Consider the following 18,878-nt stretch of genomic DNA (forward strand, 5'->3'; position numbering starts at 1 on the left):
CCCCGGCCCTTGTTTGCGACACCGGTGGCCAGTGCCTATATCGGACCGGTCAAGCCGGACCTGCCCTGAATGAGCGACTTCGATCTCGATGGCTATTTTGCCCGCATCGGTTATGGCGGGCCGACCGACGCTTCGCTCGCCACGCTGCAGGCGCTGCACGCCGCGCACCCGCGGGCGATCCCGTTCGAGAACATCGACGCCTTGATGGGCGTTTCGGTCGGCCTCGACGTCGCTTCGCTGCAGGACAAGATTTTTGGCCAAGGCCGCGGCGGCTATTGCTTCGAGCACAATTTGATCTTCATGCACGCGCTTGACGCGCTGGGCTTCACCGTCGGCGGGCTTGCCGCCCGCGTGCTCTGGGGCCAGCCGGACGACGCCGTCACCGCGCGCAGCCATATGCTGCTGCGCATCGAGCTTGGCGGCCGCACCTACATTGCCGATGTCGGCTTCGGCGGCCTGACGCTGACGGCGCCGTTGCTTCTGGAGCCCGGGCTGGAGCAGCGGACGCCGCATGAGGCCTTCCGCCTGATCGGAACAGATGACCAATTCCGCCTGCAGGCCGATATCGGTAGTGATTGGCGCACGCTCTATCGCTTCGACATGAGCCGGGCCTATGAGGTCGACTACCGGGTCGCCAGCCATTTCCTGTCGACGCATCCAAGCTCGCATTTCCTGTCGACACTGGTCGCCGCGCTCGCCTTGCCCGACCGGCGCTATGCGCTGCGCAACAACCGGCTGTCGACGCATCATGCCGGCGGCCGCAGCGAGCAGCGCGAGATCGCGACGGCCACTGAGCTCGCCGACGTGCTGGAGAACCAGCTCGYCATCGTCATTCCCGACCGCGCCGCCTTCGAAGCGAGGCTGCGGGAAAAACGCATCGTGGAGACCTGATCAATGACGGACCTTTCGGTTCTCGACCTGTCGCCGATCACGCAAGGCAGCACCGCCTCGCAATCGCTTGCCAATTCGCTCGACCTCGCCCGCCATGCCGAGCGCCTGGGCTACAAGCGTTACTGGCTGGCTGAGCACCACAACATGCCGGGCATTGCAAGTGCGGCGACATCCGTCGTGATCGCGCATGTCGCCGGCGGCACCAGGACGATCCGCGTCGGCGCCGGCGGCATCATGCTGCCCAACCATGCGCCGCTGGTGATCGCCGAGCAGTTCGGCACGCTCGCCGCGCTTTTTCCCGGCCGTATCGACCTCGGCCTCGGCCGCGCGCCGGGCACCGACATGATGACCGCGCGTGCGCTGCGCCGAAACCTCGAAAGCACCGACAATTTTCCGCAGGACGTGGTCGAGCTGATGGGCTATTTCCAGCCGGCCGAGGAAGGCCAGCGCATCCGCGCCGTGCCGGGCGAAGGCCAGACGGTGCCGGTCTGGATCCTCGGCTCCAGCCTCTATGGCGCGCAGCTCGCCGCGCTTCTCGGCCTGCCCTATGCGTTTGCCTCCCATTTCGCGCCGGCCGAGCTCGACCACGCGCTGGAGGTCTACCGCACGCGCTTCCAGCCGTCCGCGCAGCTCGACAAGCCCTATGTGATGCTCGGCCTCAATGTCTCCGCCGCGCCGACGGATGCCGAGGCGAAGCTGTTGTTCAGCTCGCTGCAGCAGGCGTTCGTCAATCTGCGCAGCGGCCGCCCCGGGCAATTGCCGCCGCCGGTCGAGGATTACGACCGCGATCTCGACCCCATGGCGAAGAGCATGCTTGCCCAGGCGCTGTCCTGCGCCGTCGTCGGCTCGCCGGAGACGGTGCGCCAGGGCATCGACGCCTTCATACGCCGCACCGGCGCCGACGAATTGATGGTGACGGCGCAGATCTTCGATCACGCGGCGCGCGTGCGCTCCTACGAGATTCTCGCCGACGTGCACAAATCGATGTCGAAGGCCGCCTGACCGCCACGGCTTTTGCCCGACACACTCGTCTGCTAAGGGCAGGCATCCCTCCTGTGTTTTGACGCAATTCCCGCGGAAAACCGCTTCACACTTTTCCTGGAATTGCTCCAGCGCGAGCCTGCCCGTGACCCATGATCTCGATGACCGCATGCATTTTGCCATCGACCTGGCGCGGCGCGCCGGCGAGCTGGGACTGAAGTATTTTCGCGACCTCGACAACCTGGCCGTCGAGAGCAAGGGCCACCAGGACCTGGTCTCCCAAGCCGACCGCGAGGTTGAGCTGTTCATCCGCGCGGCGATCGCCGAGGCCTATCCGCAAGACGGCATCGTCGGCGAGGAGCATGCGGCGGTGACCGGAACAACCGGTCATGTCTGGGTGATCGACCCGATCGACGGYACCGCCAATTTCGTGCACGGCATTCCCGCCTGGTGCGTGGTGATCGCCTGCGCCACGAACGGCGAGACGGTGGTCGGCGTCATCCATGAGCCTTCGACCGACGAGACCTTCTACGGCCGCCTGGGCGGCGGCGCCTTCCTCAACGGCAAGCCGATCAAGACCAGCAACGCGGCGTCGCTTTCGGAGGGCGCGGTCGGCACCGGGCTTTCCAACCGCGCCGCGACCAAGAACGTCGTCACTCTCATCGGCCTGATCATGGCCGAGGGCGGCGTCTTCTACCGCAATGCTTCCGGAGCGCTGATGCTTGCCTATGCGGCGTCAGGCCGGCTGCTCGGCTATATCGAAGAGCACATGAACGCCTGGGATTGCCTGGCCGGCATGCTGCTGGTCGAAGAGGCCGGCGGCACGGTGCTGAAAGCGGACCACAAGACGGTGATCGACAAAGGCACCCGGGTGGTCGCCGGCGGCAAGCGCATCTTCTCCAGGTTGCGGCTACTCGGAGAGAGCTCCTTCGGATTTACGCGCTGACGCTCTGCGCGACCGCGCCGAGCGGCCGGCAGGAATTGCGGATCATCAGCCGGCCCTTGAGCACGAGCTTGCGCGGCGGGGCGTCGCGGTTGCCGGCCAGCCGGTCGAGCAGGAGGTTCGCCGCCTGCTCGCCGATCGCCTGCACCGGCTGCGCCACGGTGGTCAGCTGCGGCACGAACACGTCCGACCAGGGAAAATCGTCGAAACAGGCGACCGAGATGTCTTCGGGGCAGGAAAGGCCGATGTCGCGGATCGCCTTCATGGTGCCGATCACCATCGGGTTGTTGGCCGAGAAGATCGCGCTTGGCCGGTCGTGCAGCGACAAGAGTTGCATGGTCGCGTTGTAGCCGTCGATCTCGTGGAAATTGCCGGAGCGTATGAGCTCCTCCGCCACAGGCAGGCCGGCGGCCTGCAGCGCCTCGCGGTAGCCGATCATGCGGTCATGCATGGKGGAGATGTCGGAGGTGCCGGTGATGTAGCCGATGCGGCGATGGCCAAGATGGATCAGATAGGTGACGGCGTCGAACACGGCGCGCTGGTTGTCCAGCACCACCGCGTCGGTGTCGACCCCCTCGCAGAGACGGTCGAGYAGCACCACCGGCACATTGGCGTCCTCGACGATGCTCTTCAGAATGCCGCCGTCGCCGACGCGCGCCACGATCAGCCCGTCGACCATGCGGTCGAGCAACAGACGTATCTGCTCGTCCTGCGTGWTCAGATCCTCGTCGGTGCAGCACAGCATGACGGCATAGCCGGCGCGGTCGAACGCCTGCTGGATGACCGAGACGACATCGGTGAAGAACGGATTGGTGATGTGCGGCACGGTGAGGCCGATGGTGCGCGTGGTGCCCATCTTCAGGCTGCGGGCGATGGCGTTGCGCTTGTAGCCGATGTCGCGGATCGCCTGCTCGATGCGTTGCGTAAGCTCGGGACTGACGGTGGCGGTACCGTTCAGCAATGCCGACACGGTGGCCACCGACACGCGCGCCGCCTCGGCTACGTGCAGCATGGTCGGCGCCGTGGATTTCCGCTGTTTTTTCCGCCCTGACGCCGTCATTTTCGAAACGTTTAGCCGCCCCTGTTTAGCCAAACCTACGTAAAGCCGGCATTTTTCGCAAGAATTGAAATGCTTCAATCCTCAGAAGCCAGATAGGCGCTTGACACATTCGAAACGTTTAGATTAGCGTTCGGGCAATCGAAGACGACGGAGGGAGGCCGTCCTTTGCCATGCAGCGCGCTGGCCCCATCATGACGGAAAACCTGGCGGCCGACGGTCCAACCGTCGTCCTGGGCGCGACCGGCATTTCCAAGCGGTTTGGCGGCATCGCCGCGCTGTCCGATGTCGGCCTGGACCTCAGGCCGGGCGAAGTGCACGCGCTGATGGGCGAGAACGGCGCCGGCAAGTCGACGCTGATGAAGATACTCTCGGGCGTCTATACGGATTACGAAGGCACTGTTGCCGTCGACGGCCAGGCGGTTCGTTTCACCGGGGTCCGCGACGCCGAAGACGCCGGCATTGCCATCATCCACCAGGAGCTCAACCTCGTTCCCGAGCTCAGCGTCGCCGACAACATCTTCCTCGGCCGCGAAAAGCTGATCGCCGGGCTGGTCGTCGACCGCAAGGCGAGCAGCCGCGCGGCAAAAGTGCTGCTGCAGCGTCTCGGCATCGAGCTCGACCCGGAAGCGCGCGTCGGCACGCTCAGGGTCGGCGAGCAGCAGCTGGTGGAGATCGCCAAGGCGCTGTCGAAATCAGCGCGCATCCTGATCATGGACGAGCCGACCTCGGCACTCTCGCCGGCCGAATGCGAGCGACTGTTCCGCATCATCCGCCAGCTCGCGGCAAGCGGCGTCGCCATCGTCTACATCTCGCACCGCATCGACGAGGTCATGCACTTGGCGAGCCGGGTGACGGTGCTGCGCGACGGGCGTCATGTGTTGACGCAGGATATGGCGGCGCTGGATGAAGACGCCATCATCTCGGCCATGGTCGGGCGCGACCTTCTGGCGTCCTCCGATCACGAKCGCGGCCCCGGCGGCAGGATAGCRCTCTCGGTCAGGGAGCTGTCGCTGTCCAAGCCCGACCGGCATGGCTGGCGCACGGTGATCGAGGGCGTGAGCTTCGATCTTTCGGCTGGCGAAATCCTCGGCATAGGCGGGCTGCTGGGTTCCRGCCGCACCGAAATCCTGGAGGCGATCTTCGGCTCCAGCGATGGCCGCACCGGCGGCGAGATCAGGCTCGACGGCGTGCCGGTCGAGATCGGCTCGCCGCGCGAGGCGCGCCGGCTGGGCATCGCCCTGGTCACCGAGGACCGCAAGACGCAAGGCCTGCATCTCACGGCCTCGATCACCGACAATGTCGCGCTGCCCCTGGTCGGCGCGCTGGCGCGCTTCGGCCTGCGCTCGCGTTCGGGCGAGCAGGGCCTGGCGCGCGAGGCGGTGAGCGCGCTCGGCATACGCTGCGGAAGCATCGAGCAGGCCGCCGGCACGCTGTCGGGCGGCAACCAGCAGAAGGTGGTGATCGGCAAGTGGCTGGCGACGCGGCCGAGCGTGCTTCTGCTCGACGAGCCGACACGCGGCATCGATGTCGGCGCCAAGCGCGAAATCTACGACCTCATCTTCAAGCTGGCGGGCGACGGGCTGGCGATTGTCGTGATCAGCTCGGAACTGCCCGAGCTTCTGCATCTGGCCGACCGCATCCTGGTCATGGCGGAGGGCCGCCAGCGCGGAATCCTGTCCCGCGCCGAGGCCAGCGAGGAAGCGATCATGCGGCTTGCCGCGCCGCGACGTACTACGAGACCTGCCGCATGAGCCTCATCAGCCTTCTCTCCCGCACCAAGCTCTACTGGGGGCTGATCGCCATCTTCCTGATCGGCGTGTTCGGCTCGCCGATCAGCTCCAAGGGCAACAACATCTTCCTGTCCTACGGCAACCTGCTCGACGTGCTGCGCCAGGTGTCGACCACCGGCCTTATCGCCACCGGCATGACGGCGGTGATCCTGACCGGCGGCATCGATCTTTCCGTCGGCTCGCTGATGGCGATCTGCTCGGTGGTCTGCGCCATGCTGCTCACCGTGCCCGGCGTCACGCCGTCGGCGGCGCTCGGCGTGCCGACGACCGCGCTGGTGGCGCTCTGCCTCGGCGCGCTCATCACCCGCTTCATCCTGCTTAACATCGAGAAGTCCCGCGCCGGCGCGGACGTCAGCCGCGAGGTGCGGCTGGGCAAGGCGCGCGGACTGGTCGTCCCGGGCGTCGTCGGCGTGGTGCTGTGCTGCCTTTCGCTGTGGTACCTGCTGCCGCAGGTCGAAACCAAGTTCGGCGTGCTCGGCGTGCTGCTGGTGGCGCCTTGCGTCGGCCTTCTGTTCGGCACCATCAACGGCTTCATCATCGTCGCCGGCCGCCTGCAGCCCTTCATCGTCACGCTGGCGATGATGGTGACGGCGCTCGGCATCGCCCGGCTGACCGCCGGCCAGAACAATGCGGTGCTGCCGGTTTATACCGGCTCCAACGCCACCGAAGAGTTCGAGATCCTGCGCTCGCTGGTGTTCGGCGTCGTGCCGATGCCCGGCCTGTTCTTCCTCGGCGCGGTGGTGATCTACGGCGCGGTGCTGCGCTTCACGCCATTCGGCCGCTATGTCTACGCCATCGGCGGCAACGAGGAGGCGGCACGGCTCTCCGGCATCGCCGCCGGGCGCGTCAAGATCGCCACCTATGCGATRTCCGGCCTGCTCGCCGGCATCGCGGCGGTGCTCTACGTGGCGCAATATCGGCAAGGCAAGCCGGATGCCGGCGCCGGGCTGGAGCTCGACGCCATCGCCGCCGTGGTCATCGGCGGCACCAGCCTGATGGGCGGGCGCGRCAGCCTGATCGGCACCTTTTGCGGCGTGCTGATCTTCGGCCTGCTGTCCAACATCCTGCAGTTGCACAACATCAATTCGAACCTTCAGCTGGTGCTGAAGGGAGCGATCATCATCGGGACCGTGCTCGTGCAGGAGCGCAATGCCGGCGACATCTTAAGCTATCTGCGCCTGCCCAACGGGCGGACGGCGCAAAAGGAAACGGCCGCGGCCAAGCGGCCGTCACAGGAGACCTCGTCTCTATAATCCGGAGGAAACAGAACCATGACACGACGTGATATGCTGAAGCTCGCCACCTTCGCGGCGGCACTTCTGACGACGACCGCTCTCTTTTCCAGCAACCACGCCCTTGCCCAGGACAAGAAGTGGAAGATCGGCTTCTCGCAGGTGACGACCATCGAGCCCTGGCGTGCCCAGTTCAACAAGGACATCATCGCCGAAGCCGCCAAGCATCCGGAAGTCGAGCTGATCATCACCGATGGCGAGGACAAGACCGAAAAGCAGGTCGCCGATGTCGAGAACCTGATCCGCCAGGAGGTCGACGCGCTGCTGGTGTCGCCGAAGGAATCGGCAGGCCTCACCGGCGTGGTGCAGCAGGCGATCGACGCCAAGATCCCGGTCTTCGTGCTCGACCGCAATGTCGACACCAAGGACTATACGCAGTTCGTCGGCGGCGACAACAAGCTGATCGGCCGCGCGGCGGGCGAATATGCCGTCGAGCTTCTCGGCGGCAAGGGCAAGGCAGCCGGCAACGTCGTCGAGATCTGGGGCGGCATGGGCACGCAGCCGGCGCATGACCGCCATGACGGCTTCCATGAATTCACCGACAAGGAGCCGGGCATCAAGTACCTGCTCGACCAGCAGTCGGGCGACTGGAAGCAGGACCAGGCCTACAACATCATGGCCAACGCGCTGAAGACCAACGAGAAGATCGACCTCGTCTACGGCCACAACGATCCGATGGCCTATGGCGCCTATCTCGCGGCCAAGGACGTCGGGCGCGAGAAGGACATCAAGTTCATCGGCATCGACGGCCTGCCCAACGAAGGCGTGCAGATGGTGAACAAGGGCGAGCTGACGGCGACCTTCACCTATGTCACGCCGGGCGCCGAGGGCCTGCGCCAGGCGATCAAGTTCCTGAACGGCGAGAAGGTCGAAAAGACCATCACGCTGCCGACGGAAAAGGTCACCAAGGAGAACGCCGCCAAGATACTCAAGGACAACGGGCTCTAGGTTTGTTTGACGCAATTCCGAACGGAAAACCGCTACGCACTTTTCCTGGAATTGCTTGAAGCCTGAAATCCCCCTGCCGGGCCACGCGCCCGGCAGGGCTTTGCCCAAGCGCGAGGCGCTCCGATAGCTTGCCGCCGGATGCGGCAGGCGTCGCCGCAATGCCGATTTTCCGCTCTTTCGCGACCGAAAGTCACGCCCGAAACGGCAAGTCCCGACCCTGCCTGTCGGCAGCTCCGCGCGGCCTAAGCGGCACCGCTTCAAAAAAACCAAGCTGGAACAGCAGGATAGACCGATCCCAGAGCGGCTCTGGCGCAAAGCGCGGCGGGTTTCTTCCCGGTCGCTGCCAAGACGACGGACAGCTTGCGCAGAATGCTTGCGCCTTGTGTCGCCTGTTCTTATATACGCGCCAGCCGTCCGGGCCCGAAAAGCGGGACCATGACGGGATTTCTTGTGAACAGGGGCTTTCGTCGGAACGCCTTTTGAAGGGTCCTGAGAGCCTGCTTAGAGGAGAGACTAGAACAWTGGCAAAAGTTATCGGTATCGATCTCGGCACCACCAATTCCTGTATCGCCATCATGGATGGCAARGACCCGAAGGTTATCGAGAACGCTGAAGGCGCGCGCACGACGCCTTCCATCGTCGCCATCTCGAGCGACGGCGAACGTCTCGTCGGCCAGCCGGCCAAGCGCCAGGCGGTCACCAATCCGGAAAACACCATCTTCGCGGTCAAGCGCCTGATCGGCCGCCGCTATGACGACCCGGTGACGGAGAAGGACAAGAAGCTTGTCCCCTACAAGATCGTCAAGGGCGACAATGGCGACGCCTGGGTCGAGGCCGGCGGCAAGAAGCAGTCGCCCAGCCAGATCTCGGCCATGATCCTGCAGAAGATGAAGGAGACGGCGGARGCCTATCTCGGCGAGAAGGTCGAGAAGGCGGTCATCACCGTTCCGGCCTATTTCAACGACGCCCAGCGCCAAGCGACCAAGGACGCCGGCCGAATCGCCGGTCTCGAGGTGCTGCGCATCATCAACGAGCCGACGGCCGCAGCACTTGCCTACGGCCTGGAAAAGAAGGACGGCAAGACCATCGCCGTCTATGACCTTGGCGGCGGCACCTTCGATATTTCGGTGCTCGAAATCGGCGACGGCGTGTTCGAGGTGAAGTCGACCAATGGCGACACCTTCCTCGGCGGCGAGGACTTCGACATGCGGCTCGTCGAATATCTGGCGGCCGAGTTCAAGAAGGAACAGGGCATCGACCTCAAGGCCGACAAGCTCGCGCTRCAGCGCCTGAAGGAAGCGGCCGAGAAGGCCAAGATCGAGCTGTCGTCGACGACGCAGACCGAGATCAACCTGCCCTTCATCACCGCCGACGCCAGCGGCCCGAAGCACCTGACGATGAAGCTCACCCGGGCGAAGTTCGAAAGCCTGGTCGAGGACCTCGTGCAGCGCACCATCGAGCCCTGCAAGGCGGCGCTCAAGGATGCCGGCCTGAAGGCTGGCGAGATCGACGAAGTGGTTCTGGTCGGCGGCATGACCCGCATGCCCAAGATCCAGGAGATCGTGAAGCAGTTCTTCGGCAAGGAGCCGCACAAGGGCGTCAACCCGGATGAGGTCGTCGCGCTCGGCGCCGCCATCCAGGCCGGCGTGCTGCAGGGCGACGTCAAGGACGTGCTGCTGCTCGACGTGACGCCGCTGTCGCTGGGCATCGAGACGCTGGGCGGCGTGTTCACCCGGCTGATCGAGCGCAACACGACGATCCCGACCAAGAAGAGCCAGACCTTCTCGACCGCCGAGGATTCGCAGTCGGCTGTGACGATCCGCGTCTTCCAGGGCGAGCGTGAAATGGCGGCCGACAACAAGCTGCTCGGCCAGTTCGACCTGGTCGGCATCCCGCCGGCTCCGCGTGGCGTGCCGCAGATCGAGGTCACCTTCGACATCGACGCCAACGGCATCGTCAACGTCTCGGCCAAGGACAAGGGCACCGGCAAGGAGCACCAGATCCGCATCCAGGCTTCGGGCGGTCTGTCCGACGCCGACATCGAGAAGATGGTGAAGGATGCCGAGGCCAATGCCGAGGCGGACAAGAAGCGCCGTGCTCTCGTCGAGGCCCGCAATCAGGCCGAGGCGCTGGTGCATTCGTCCGAGAAGTCGCTCAAGGACTATGGCGACAAGGTCTCGGAGGCCGACCGCGCCGCGATCTCGGATGCGATTGCCGCGCTGAAGACCGCCGCCGAAGGCGACGACCCGGCCGACATCGAGGCCAAGTCGCAGGCGCTCGCCGAAGCCTCGATGAAGCTCGGCCAGGCCATGTATGAGGCCTCGCAGAAGGAAGCGGCCGAAGCCGACGCCAAGGCGGATGCCGCCAAGGATTCGGACGTGGTCGACGCCGACTTCGAGGAAATCAACGAAGACGACGACAAGAAGAAGTCGGCCTGAGCCGGCTGACGGCGAATAAGTGCAAAAGCCCGGCGCAAGGCCGGGCTTTTTTGCAACCCTGACCGAAAAAATGACGAAAAACCCGGAGCTGCCCCGGCTTGGTACTAGCATCCGGGAAACATCGCTCCTAAATCCAAGACCATGCCGGCAAAGATTGCCAACAATGCTTGAAGACATTGAGCATCCGGACAGCGGGAAAAAATGAAAGCTGATTTCTACGAAACGCTGGGCGTGCAAAGGGGCGCCGACGACAAGGAGCTAAAGAGCGCTTTTCGTAAGCTCGCCATGCAGTTCCACCCCGACCGCAACCCCGGCGACCATGCCTGCGAGCACAAGTTCAAGGAAATCAACGAAGCCTACGAGACGCTGAAGGACCCGCAGAAGCGCGCCGCCTATGACCGCTTCGGCCACGCTGCCTTCGAGGGCGGCATGAACGGCGCGGCGCACGGCTTCGGCGCCGGCGGCTTCGCCGACATCTTCGAGGACATTTTCGGCGACATGATGGGCGGTCGCCAGCGCCGCTCGTCGGGCGGCCGCGAGCGCGGCGCCGACCTGCGCTACAACATGGAAATCACGCTGGAAGAAGCTTTCTCCGGCAAGACCGCGCAGATCCATGTGCCGGCCTCCATCTCCTGTTCGGAATGCTCCGGCAGCGGCGCCAAGCCCGGCACGCAGCCGGTGACCTGCTCGATGTGCCATGGCCATGGCAAGGTGCGCGCCACGCAAGGCTTCTTCTCTATCGAGCGGACCTGCCCGCAATGCCAGGGCCGCGGCCAGACGATCAAGGATCCCTGCCCGAAATGCGCCGGCCAGGGCCGCGTCACCGAGGAGCGCTCGCTGTCGGTCAACATCCCGGCCGGCATCGAGGACGGCACCCGCATCCGGCTTGCCAATGAGGGCGAGGCGGGCCTGCGCGGCGGACCGTCCGGCGACCTCTACATCTTCCTCGCGGTCAAGCCGCACGAATTCTTCCAGCGCGACGGCGCCGATCTCTATTGCAAGGTGCCGATCTCGATGACGACGGCCGCCCTTGGCGGTTCCTTCGAGGTCACCACGCTCGACGGCACGCAAACCAAGGTGAAGGTGCCGGAAGGCACCCAGAATGGCCGCCAGTTCCGCTTGAAGGGCAAGGGCATGCCGGTGCTGCGCCAGCCCAATGTCGGCGACCTCTATATCCAGACGGCGGTCGAGACGCCGCAGAACCTGACGCGCCGCCAGCGCGAATTGCTGGAAGAGTTCGAGCAGCTCTCCTCGAAGGAAAATTCGCCCCAGTCGAGCGGCTTCTTCGCGCGCATGAAGGACTTCTTCGAATCGTTCGGCGAGAGCTGATCGCCGCAGCCCCGCATTTCGCACGGCATGGGAGGGCGCGATCGGCTTCCCAAGCGTCATCAACACCTTATGCCAGCTTGACGCCTTGCCTTGTCCCACCCACCTGCTAAGTAGCGGATCGGGGGCGGAGCATTGAGGAGAGCTCGTGATGGCACGTAGTCCCGGGTTGCGCAAAGCGCTGGCCGAAAAATTCGACGACGAGCTGAAGTTCTTCAAAGGCTGGATCGACAAGCCGAAGACGGTCGGCTCGATCGTTCCCACCAGTTCCATCACCGCCCGCAAGATGGCGTCGATCGTCAATCCGAGATCCGGCCTGCCTGTGCTCGAGGTCGGCCCCGGCACCGGCGTCATCACCCGCGCCATCCTCGCCCAGGGCGTGAAGCCCGAAAACCTCTACGCGGTCGAATATTCGACCGACTTCGTGCGCCATCTGCGCGGGCTCTATCCCGGAGTCAACGTGATCGAGGGAGACGCCTTCAATCTCAATGCCACGCTCGGCGACAAGCGCGACATGGTGTTCGATTCGGTCGTCTCTGGYGTGCCGCTGCTCAATTTCCCGGTCGCCCAGCGCATCGCCTATGTCGAAAGCCTGCTCGACCGCATTCCCGCCGGACGGCCTATCGTGCAGCTCACCTACGGCCCRTTGTCGCCGATCCCGGYCGGGCGCGGCGACTACACGGTCGARCATTTCGATTTCATCTTCCGCAACATCCCGCCGACGCAGCTGTGGATCTACCGGCGCGCAGCGCATTAGACGAGAAGGCAGTAGGGAATAGGCAGTAGGGAAAAGTCTGGAAATCGAACCGCCCATTCCCCTACTGCCTAATGCCTATTCCCTCATCCGGCCGTTGATTTGAATGCTCCTTGGCTGTACCTGTCCCCGAACAAGGGTGGCCAATGGCAGTGATCCCACGAATCCTCGTCTTCGCCGGCTCGGTCCGCACCGGCGCCTATAGCGGCCGGACGGCCGATGTGGCGCAGAAGGAGCTCGCCATGCAGGGCGCGGAGGTGACGCGCATCTCGCTCCGCGACTATCCACTGCCGATCATGGACGAGGACCTGGAAAAGGAAAAAGGCATCCCCGAGAACGCGATCAAGCTTGGCCGCCAGATCGCCGCGCATGACGGGTTGCTGATCGCGACGCCCGAATATAACGGCTCGATCCCGCCCTTGCTCAAGAACGCGATCGACTGGGWGAGYCGGATACGGCGCGAGGGCAGCCGTTCGTTCAGGCCGCTCTACGGCAAGCCCGTCGCTCTCTGCTCATCCTCGGAAGGCAAGTTCGCCGGCATACGCTRCATCAACCATCTGCGCGCGGTGCTGGTGCGTTGCCAGATGGAGGTGATCACGCCCGAATGCTCGGTTTCCGAGGCCGGCGAAGCCTTCGCCGAGGACGGACGATTCAGGGACGCCAGACTACACCAATCGATGGAGCGCCTATGCCGTACACTGATCGAAACCTCGCGCATGCTGTCCACCCGGATCGAGGCGTGATCAATTTCGCGGAGGCCGACACGATGCGGGACAGGTTGATCGTCGGGCTCGACGTGCCGACGCTGAAGGAAGCCGAGAAGGCGGTGCGCGAGCYCGAAGGCGCCATCTCGTTCTACAAGATCGGCTACCAGCTCGCCTTCGCCGGCGGGCTCGACTTCGCGCGGGAGCTCGCCAGCGGCGGCACCAAAGTGTTCCTCGACATGAAGCTGCTCGACATCGACAATACGGTCGCCAAGGGCGTCGAGAACATCGTCAAGATGGGCGTGACGATGCTGACGCTGCATGCCTATCCCAAAACCATGAGAGCGGCTGTCGAGGCGGCCAGGGGCAGCGAGCTTTGCCTGCTCGGCGTGACGGTGCTGACCTCGATGGACGAGCAGGACGTGATCGACGCCGGTTATGAATACGACCCGCACACGCTGGTGCTCAGGCGCTCCGAACAGACGCTGCATGCCGGCATGGGCGGCGTCGTCTGCTCGGCCGAGGAGGCCGAAGCGGTGCGCCGCATCGTCGGCCCCGACCTGGCGGTGGTGACGCCGGGCATCYGGCCGTCGGGCAGCGACCATGGCGATCAGAAGCGCGTGGTGAGCCCGGCGCAGGCGATCCGCAACGGCTCCAGCCACCTGGTCGTCGGCCGGCCGATCGTCGCCGCGCCGGACCGGCGCGCGGCGGCCGAGGCGATCCTCGCAGAGATGCTKTCGGCCTGAGGACCAGTCCTCGTTCGGACAACGCAAACAGGAGAAGAAGAATGCCCAAGGGATATTGGATCGCCCGTGTCGATGTGCGCGACGCCGAGGGCTACAAGGACTATGTCGCGGCCGCGAAGCTCGCCTTCGACCGCTTCGGCGCGAAGTTCCTGGCGCGCGGCGGCGAGCACGAAAAGGCCGAGGGTCCGGGGCGCGCCCGCAACGTCATCATCGAGTTCGAATCGCTGGCGGCGGCGCATGACTGCTACCACTCGCCGGAATACCAGCGCGCCGTCGCCATCCGCCAGAAAGTGGCCGACGGCGAGATCGTGCTGGTCGAGGGCATCTAGAGCAATTCCAGGAAAAGTGTGAGCGGTTTTCCGTCAGGAATTGCGYAACGCACTAAAGCTCTCGCCCCTCCGTCAGTGCAGCGTGTGCCGCTCGTCCATGGCGAGYGATTCCGCCTGGTGGCGATKACCATGGATTTCGTAGCCGACGACGGTGACCGCCGGCGCCAGCGTCAGGATGATCAGGCACACCGCCATGTCCACGCCTGCAATGGCGGCGACGACGGCGAGTGCGGTGACCGCCGCCGTGGCCAGCAGCAGCCAGATGTGGAACGGGTCGAAGCGCTGCACGAGGTAATAGTAGAGCGCATAGATCCCGCCGAGGAAAATGGTCAGCGGAATCGCGGTCGAGAGCAGTGTCGCCAGCGGCCCGGTCTGGGTCTTGTGCTCGATGAAATAGGCCGCGACATGCAGGCCGGCGCCGGTGGCGACGATCGCGGCCACGATGACCATCTGGCCGTAACCCCAGACGAATGAGCGGTCGCGGTGCGCATGCAGCACCGGCGCCGAGGGCAGCATGTAGTAGCACCACCACATGCCGAAGGTGAGACCGGTGCCGGCGACGCCGACAAGGGCGGCATCGAGGTTCCAACCCTGCTCCTCGACCACGGCCGACAGCGAGGCCAGCGTGCCGACGACCCCTTCGCCGAGCGCGATGATGGCGAACAGGCTATAGCGTTCGGCCATGTGATGCGCGTGCCAGGGCRTGCCGCCGTTTCTGCGCTCGGCGAGCACGGGCCCGGCGAGCTCTACCAGCAKCAGGACGACGGCGAGCACGGCGCTGGTCTCGATCGAGAAATCGACCAGGATCTGCACCACCCAGCCGATCTGGGCGATGGCGATAGCCGTGACATAGGTGAGGCAGATGTCGCGACGCGCCGGATCCTGCCTTGCCGCGCGCAGCCACTGGAAGATCATGGCGACGCGCATGATGACGTAGCCCAGCACCATGATGGAATTGTCGAGATGCTCGCCATGCTCGATCGAGGCGAACATGCGCGGCAGGCCGATGGCCAGCACCAGCACGCCGATCATCTGCACCATGGTGATGAGGCGGAAAAGCCAGTCGTCGGTGTCATAGGCCGAGGCGAACCAAGAGAAATTGATCCAGGCCCAGCAGATGGCGAAGCCGGCGAAGCYGAAGYCGAGCAGGCCGACCGCGTAATGGCCCTCTGCCAGGGCGTGCGCCAGCTGCGAGGCGGCAAGGCCGAAAGCGGTGACGAAGGTCAGGTCGAAGAGCAGCTCGAGCGGCGTGGCGACGCGATGCGTCTCATGCGGGTCGCGCCCGCCCATGCGCCTTAGATGATGGTGGAGACTTTGAACGCTGACGGGCGTTGTGTTCATTGCGCGGCTCTCGTTGACAGAGCCGCGACAGTAGAGGCGAAGAACCATGCGTCAAGGCGCGGGTGTTGCAATGCGGGCCTGTGCGAGCGGCGGAGACAGCAAGGCGCCCACGGTTCATTGGAGATTCGCCGGAACGTCCATCATTTCGTCATCCACGGGTGGAGCAAGGAGCGTAGCGACGCAGCGCAGACCCTGGAATGACGAAGTCGTTAGGTCTCAGCCAATCATGAGTGTCACGACCGCAACCGGCTCGCTGCCGTCTCGGCCATCRCATCGGCAAGGCTCATGCCCCACTCCCTGCGGCAATAGTCGCGGAAATCGAAGCAGGGCAGGCCGGGGCAGACTTCGAACTCGATGAGGTGCACGGTGTCGTCGGCCTCGACCCTGAAATCGATGGAAAAGACATCCCGCAAGCCAAGGYCGCCGATCAGCCTCTGCGCGACGGCGCGGATTTTCCGATCCGCCTCCGGCTGACTGGCGCCGACCGCCTCAAGCTCCGGCTCGACATAGGTGCCCGCATCCTTCGCCGCCTGGCCGGTATCGCCATAAAGCGCCATCGAGTCGGCCATGGTCTGGAAATCGCCGCCGGAATCGACGAAGAAGATGCCCAAGGCCTCGACGCCGGTTTCGGGCTTCAACCCCAGGAAGCTCGCCCGCACATTGCGGCCGGCGACATAGGGCTGGACGACGACGTCGTCGCGATAGTGGGAAAAGACACGCCGGCTAAGCTCCAGCGCGTGGCCGAGATAGCCGATGCGCGAATCCGGCCAGATGCCGATCTTGGCGCCCAGTCGGTTGGGCTTCACGAACCAGCCTTTCGGCGAGGCCGGCGGTTCGACCAGCCACTCGCCGTTGCGGGCAAGGCCGGCCTGCGGCGCCGGCAGGCCGAGCGCGCCGAGCACGGCGCCGGAGCGGAGCTTGTCCTGGCAGAGCGCGAACAGCGAATCGTCGGCGCCGATGGTGCGCAGGCCGTTGAGGCGGGCCATTGCGGGTGCTGCCCCGCCGCGGAAATAGGCTATGCCGTCGGTCAACGTCCAGACCAGCGTGCTCGCGGGATCGRCCTTCGCCAGAACCGGCGCCGCATTGTCGAGCTCGACAGGCTTGAAAGCGATCCCCCGCTTCCCGCAAGCTGCCGCGAGCAGGTCGAACTCCGGTGCGAGGTCGGTCGACTGCGCCAGATAAGAGGAGATCTCGATGGCGCGCTCCGTTGGATAGCCGGCGGCGACGAGCCGGTCGAAACAGGGCCTTTCYGGTTCGTAGACAAGGATCAGCGTCGGCTGCGGCATCGAATGCTCCGGGCGAAATCAGGCGCTACCATCGCATGGCCGCAGCGGCCGGCTTGCGGGAAACCGACCGGGCCAAGGCGATTGCCTGATAGTGCTGACCTGCCTTAGGCGATCAGCACCCGCGGCTCGAAGCGGCCGTTGACCGGGATATCGAGYAGGAAGGTCATCCCGGCCTGCGGATCGAGAGCGCGCTGTTTTTCGTCCTTGCYGCTCCAGGCCGAGGTCACGGCGAGGCGATCGGCTTTCGCGCCGACAAAGGCGGGGCAGGAAGCCTGCGTCACCGGCATCGCGATCTCGCGCAGCAGCGTGCCGTCCGGCGCATAGGCCTTCACCGCCTTGCCGCCCCAGACGGCGTTCCACAGCACGCCGTCGCGATCGACGACCGAACCGTCGATATAGCCTTTCGAGGAGCGGTGATCGACGAACACTTTCACTTCGCCGGCCGGCAGACCGGTCGCCGGATCGCAGGCGACGCGCATCAGCAGCCCGGTCGCTGTGTCGGTGTAGTAGGCGATTTTGCCGTCCTCCGAGAAGCAGATGGAATTCGAGACGGTGATGCCCGAAAACAGYCGGCGCAATTCGCCCTTGAAGAACCAGTAGATCGAGCCGGCGCCCTTCTCCTCGCCCTTGCCCATCGTGCCGGTCCACAGCGCGCCGCAGGGATGGACGCGCGAATCGTTGGAGCGCGTCAGCGGGTTGTCGGCCTCGATCGGYGTGTGCATCGTCAGCCTGCCGGTTTTCACGTCGCGGACCTGCAGGCCGGTCTCTGTGGCGATGAGCTGGCGCTCGTCGTCGATGACGGCGATGGCGCTGGCCATGACGCCGAGATCATGGATTTTCAGCGCGCCGGCGAGCGGCTTCTCCAGGAGTTTGCCATTGACGATGTCGAACCAGAACAAAGTGTCGGTGGCGGGATCGTAGCTCGGGCCTTCGCCAAGTTCGCAGATATGATCGGAAAAAACCGAAACGCCGTCCATCGTCATCCTCCGAAGGCTTCGTCCCAGGCGGCGACCGCGGCGCGGGCGCGCAGCGCGACGTCCTCGACCGACGCGCCCGGCTTGTAGAGGCTGGACCCGAGGCCAAAGACGCTGACGCCGACCGCCTTGTAGCCGGCAAAGTCCTTGTCCGAGACGCCGCCGACGGCGCCGACCAGCGTCGTTGCCGGCAGCACCGCGCGCACCGCCGCGATGCCGCTCGATCCAAGCACGCTCGCCGGGAAGAATTTCAGCGCCGAGGCTCCTAACCGGATCGCCTGGAAGGCCTCGGTGGGCGTGAACACGCCCGGCATCGTCACCATGCCATGATGCATGGCGCGGCCCATGACCTCGGCATCGATGTTCGGACTGACCAGCAACTTGCCGCCGGCCTTGTGCAGGCCGTCGACATCGGCGGCGGTCAGCACCGTGCCGGCGCCAATCAGCGCTGTTTGCGGCAGCGTCTTGACCAGATCGGCGATGGAGACGAACGGCTCCGGCGAATTGAGCGGCACCTCGATCGCCTCGATACCGGCGTCATGGATCGCCCGGCCGATCGCCACGGCCTCGGACGGCTTGAGACCGCGCAAGATGGCGACCAGGCCGCGCTTGAGCTTCGGGAAGGGTGCGGTCTGGCTCATGAAGCGCCTCCAATCATGCCGTTCTCGCGCGCGGCCTCGGCGAGGCCGGCGCGCACCGCTTCATCGGCGTCGACCGTGCGAAAAGCAAGGCCGGCAAGGCCGAGCGCCGCGCCATAAAGCGTCGCCAGCGCGCCTGAGGCGACCAGCACGACCGGCGCCTCGCTTGCGCCGTAGCGTCGCTTGGCCGAGGCGATCTCGCCGCCGATCAGAAGCCCGGACAGGCATGCCGCCGCATCGGTGGACTGCAAGTCCTGCAGAAGCCCGGCGGCGCGGATGGCAAACAGTTTCGAGGTGACGTCGCCGCCCTCGCCCAAGGCCCGTTCGCACCATTGCCGGAAGAATGGGCTGTCCGCCGCGACCGGAGCGGGATGCTCGCCGAGCGAATGTTTCAGGATCGAGTGCGCGGCCAATACGGAAAACAATTCGCCGGTCGG

The 18,878-nt window shown here is 65.1% G+C and carries 18 protein-coding genes; 12 read left to right on the top strand and 6 right to left on the bottom strand.

The features are described from left to right. Nucleotides 1-69: 69 nt before the first annotated feature. The 3 genes from LCM4576_RS13010 (at nt 70) to LCM4576_RS13020 (ending at nt 2,818) form a co-directional block, all read left to right on the top strand. Entirely contained in the window at nt 70-891 is an 822-nt protein-coding gene (locus tag LCM4576_RS13010) for an arylamine N-acetyltransferase (RefSeq protein ID WP_071032465.1), read from the top strand. Between the two features lie 3 nt (nt 892-894). Beyond that, on the top strand, nt 895-1,893 hold the full coding sequence (locus tag LCM4576_RS13015; RefSeq protein ID WP_040986432.1) for an LLM class flavin-dependent oxidoreductase: 999 nt from the start codon (nt 895-897) through the stop codon (nt 1,891-1,893). 124 nt (nt 1,894-2,017) lie between these two features. Beyond that, nucleotides 2,018-2,818: an inositol monophosphatase family protein gene (locus LCM4576_RS13020; RefSeq protein WP_071032466.1), complete on the top strand. Its 801-nt coding sequence runs from the start codon at nt 2,018-2,020 to the stop codon at nt 2,816-2,818. Here the strand turns inward: LCM4576_RS13020 and LCM4576_RS13025 are convergent. Continuing rightward, nucleotides 2,808-3,827: a LacI family DNA-binding transcriptional regulator gene (locus LCM4576_RS13025; RefSeq protein WP_071032467.1), complete on the bottom strand. Its 1,020-nt coding sequence runs from the start codon at nt 3,825-3,827 to the stop codon at nt 2,808-2,810. The two genes, LCM4576_RS13020 and LCM4576_RS13025, sit on opposite strands and share 11 nt — an antisense overlap. Nucleotides 3,828-4,045: 218 nt before the next feature. Between LCM4576_RS13025 and LCM4576_RS13030 the strand changes: the two genes are divergently transcribed. The 9 genes from LCM4576_RS13030 (at nt 4,046) to LCM4576_RS13070 (ending at nt 14,202) form a co-directional block, all read left to right on the top strand. After that, nucleotides 4,046-5,626 (top strand): sugar ABC transporter ATP-binding protein, encoded by a 1,581-nt coding sequence (locus LCM4576_RS13030; protein WP_071032468.1) that lies wholly within the window; start codon nt 4,046-4,048, stop codon nt 5,624-5,626. After that, on the top strand, nt 5,623-6,918 hold the full coding sequence (locus LCM4576_RS13035; protein WP_071032469.1) for an ABC transporter permease: 1,296 nt from the start codon (nt 5,623-5,625) through the stop codon (nt 6,916-6,918). Before LCM4576_RS13030 ends, LCM4576_RS13035 begins: the two co-directional genes overlap by 4 nt. Nucleotides 6,919-6,936: 18 nt before the next feature. Then, nucleotides 6,937-7,905 carry a substrate-binding domain-containing protein gene (locus tag LCM4576_RS13040; RefSeq protein WP_071032470.1) on the top strand — a complete coding sequence of 323 codons (969 nt, stop codon included), beginning with the start codon at nt 6,937-6,939 and terminating at the stop codon, nt 7,903-7,905. A gap of 521 nt (nt 7,906-8,426) precedes the next feature. Continuing rightward, nucleotides 8,427-10,343, top strand: coding sequence for a molecular chaperone DnaK (dnaK, locus tag LCM4576_RS13045; protein ID WP_071069053.1), 1,917 nt, complete (start codon nt 8,427-8,429; stop codon nt 10,341-10,343). Between the two features lie 201 nt (nt 10,344-10,544). Further along, nucleotides 10,545-11,672 carry a molecular chaperone DnaJ gene (gene dnaJ, locus LCM4576_RS13050; protein WP_071032472.1) on the top strand — a complete coding sequence of 376 codons (1,128 nt, stop codon included), beginning with the start codon at nt 10,545-10,547 and terminating at the stop codon, nt 11,670-11,672. 148 nt (nt 11,673-11,820) lie between these two features. Next, nucleotides 11,821-12,426, top strand: a complete 606-nt coding sequence (gene pmtA, locus LCM4576_RS13055) for a phospholipid N-methyltransferase PmtA (protein WP_071031753.1) — start codon at nt 11,821-11,823, stop codon at nt 12,424-12,426. Nucleotides 12,427-12,569: 143 nt separating this feature from the next. After that, the gene (locus LCM4576_RS13060) at nt 12,570-13,166 is read left to right on the top strand and encodes an NADPH-dependent FMN reductase (RefSeq protein WP_071031754.1); all 597 of its coding nucleotides are present in this window, start codon (nt 12,570-12,572) and stop codon (nt 13,164-13,166) included. A 23-nt stretch (nt 13,167-13,189) separates the two neighbouring features. Continuing rightward, nucleotides 13,190-13,873 carry an orotidine-5'-phosphate decarboxylase gene (gene pyrF, locus LCM4576_RS13065; protein ID WP_071031917.1) on the top strand — a complete coding sequence of 228 codons (684 nt, stop codon included), beginning with the start codon at nt 13,190-13,192 and terminating at the stop codon, nt 13,871-13,873. 41 nt (nt 13,874-13,914) lie between these two features. Then, nucleotides 13,915-14,202 (top strand): DUF1330 domain-containing protein, encoded by a 288-nt coding sequence (locus LCM4576_RS13070; RefSeq protein WP_040986451.1) that lies wholly within the window; start codon nt 13,915-13,917, stop codon nt 14,200-14,202. A 72-nt stretch (nt 14,203-14,274) separates the two neighbouring features. Here LCM4576_RS13070 and LCM4576_RS13075 read toward each other — a convergent pair whose 3' ends face one another. The 5 genes from LCM4576_RS13075 to LCM4576_RS13095 all read right to left on the bottom strand — a co-directional run. After that, entirely contained in the window at nt 14,275-15,543 is a 1,269-nt protein-coding gene (locus LCM4576_RS13075) for a low temperature requirement protein A (RefSeq protein ID WP_198540225.1), read from the bottom strand. Nucleotides 15,544-15,776: 233 nt separating this feature from the next. Beyond that, nucleotides 15,777-16,829: a D-alanine:D-lactate ligase-like protein gene (locus LCM4576_RS13080; RefSeq protein ID WP_071032473.1), complete on the bottom strand. Its 1,053-nt coding sequence runs from the start codon at nt 16,827-16,829 to the stop codon at nt 15,777-15,779. Nucleotides 16,830-16,933: 104 nt separating this feature from the next. Continuing rightward, complete coding sequence (locus tag LCM4576_RS13085) at nt 16,934-17,806, bottom strand: SMP-30/gluconolactonase/LRE family protein (protein ID WP_407067376.1); 873 nt, start codon at nt 17,804-17,806, stop codon at nt 16,934-16,936. A 2-nt stretch (nt 17,807-17,808) separates the two neighbouring features. Then, entirely contained in the window at nt 17,809-18,444 is a 636-nt protein-coding gene (locus LCM4576_RS13090; protein WP_071031757.1) for a 2-dehydro-3-deoxy-6-phosphogalactonate aldolase, read from the bottom strand. Next, the coding region (locus LCM4576_RS13095; RefSeq protein ID WP_198540242.1) for a 2-dehydro-3-deoxygalactonokinase at nt 18,441-18,878 on the bottom strand (438 nt) is incomplete at its 5' end. The genes LCM4576_RS13095 and LCM4576_RS13090, both read right to left, overlap by 4 nt.

Source organism: Mesorhizobium sp. LCM 4576, assembly GCF_001854815.1.
Lineage (GTDB): Bacteria > Pseudomonadota > Alphaproteobacteria > Rhizobiales > Rhizobiaceae > Mesorhizobium > Mesorhizobium plurifarium.

What these genes read in the sequence shown, in the direction of transcription:
- LCM4576_RS13015 (WP_040986432.1), top strand. Translation starts at nt 895, where the DNA reads ATGACGGACCTTTCGGTTCTCGACCTGTCGCCGATCACGCAAGGCAGC.
- LCM4576_RS13040 (WP_071032470.1), top strand. Translation starts at nt 6,937, where the DNA reads ATGACACGACGTGATATGCTGAAGCTCGCCACCTTCGCGGCGGCACTT.
- dnaJ (WP_071032472.1), top strand. Translation starts at nt 10,545, where the DNA reads ATGAAAGCTGATTTCTACGAAACGCTGGGCGTGCAAAGGGGCGCCGAC.
- LCM4576_RS13070 (WP_040986451.1), top strand. Translation starts at nt 13,915, where the DNA reads ATGCCCAAGGGATATTGGATCGCCCGTGTCGATGTGCGCGACGCCGAG.
- LCM4576_RS13090 (WP_071031757.1), bottom strand. Translation starts at nt 18,444, where the DNA reads ATGAGCCAGACCGCACCCTTCCCGAAGCTCAAGCGCGGCCTGGTCGCC.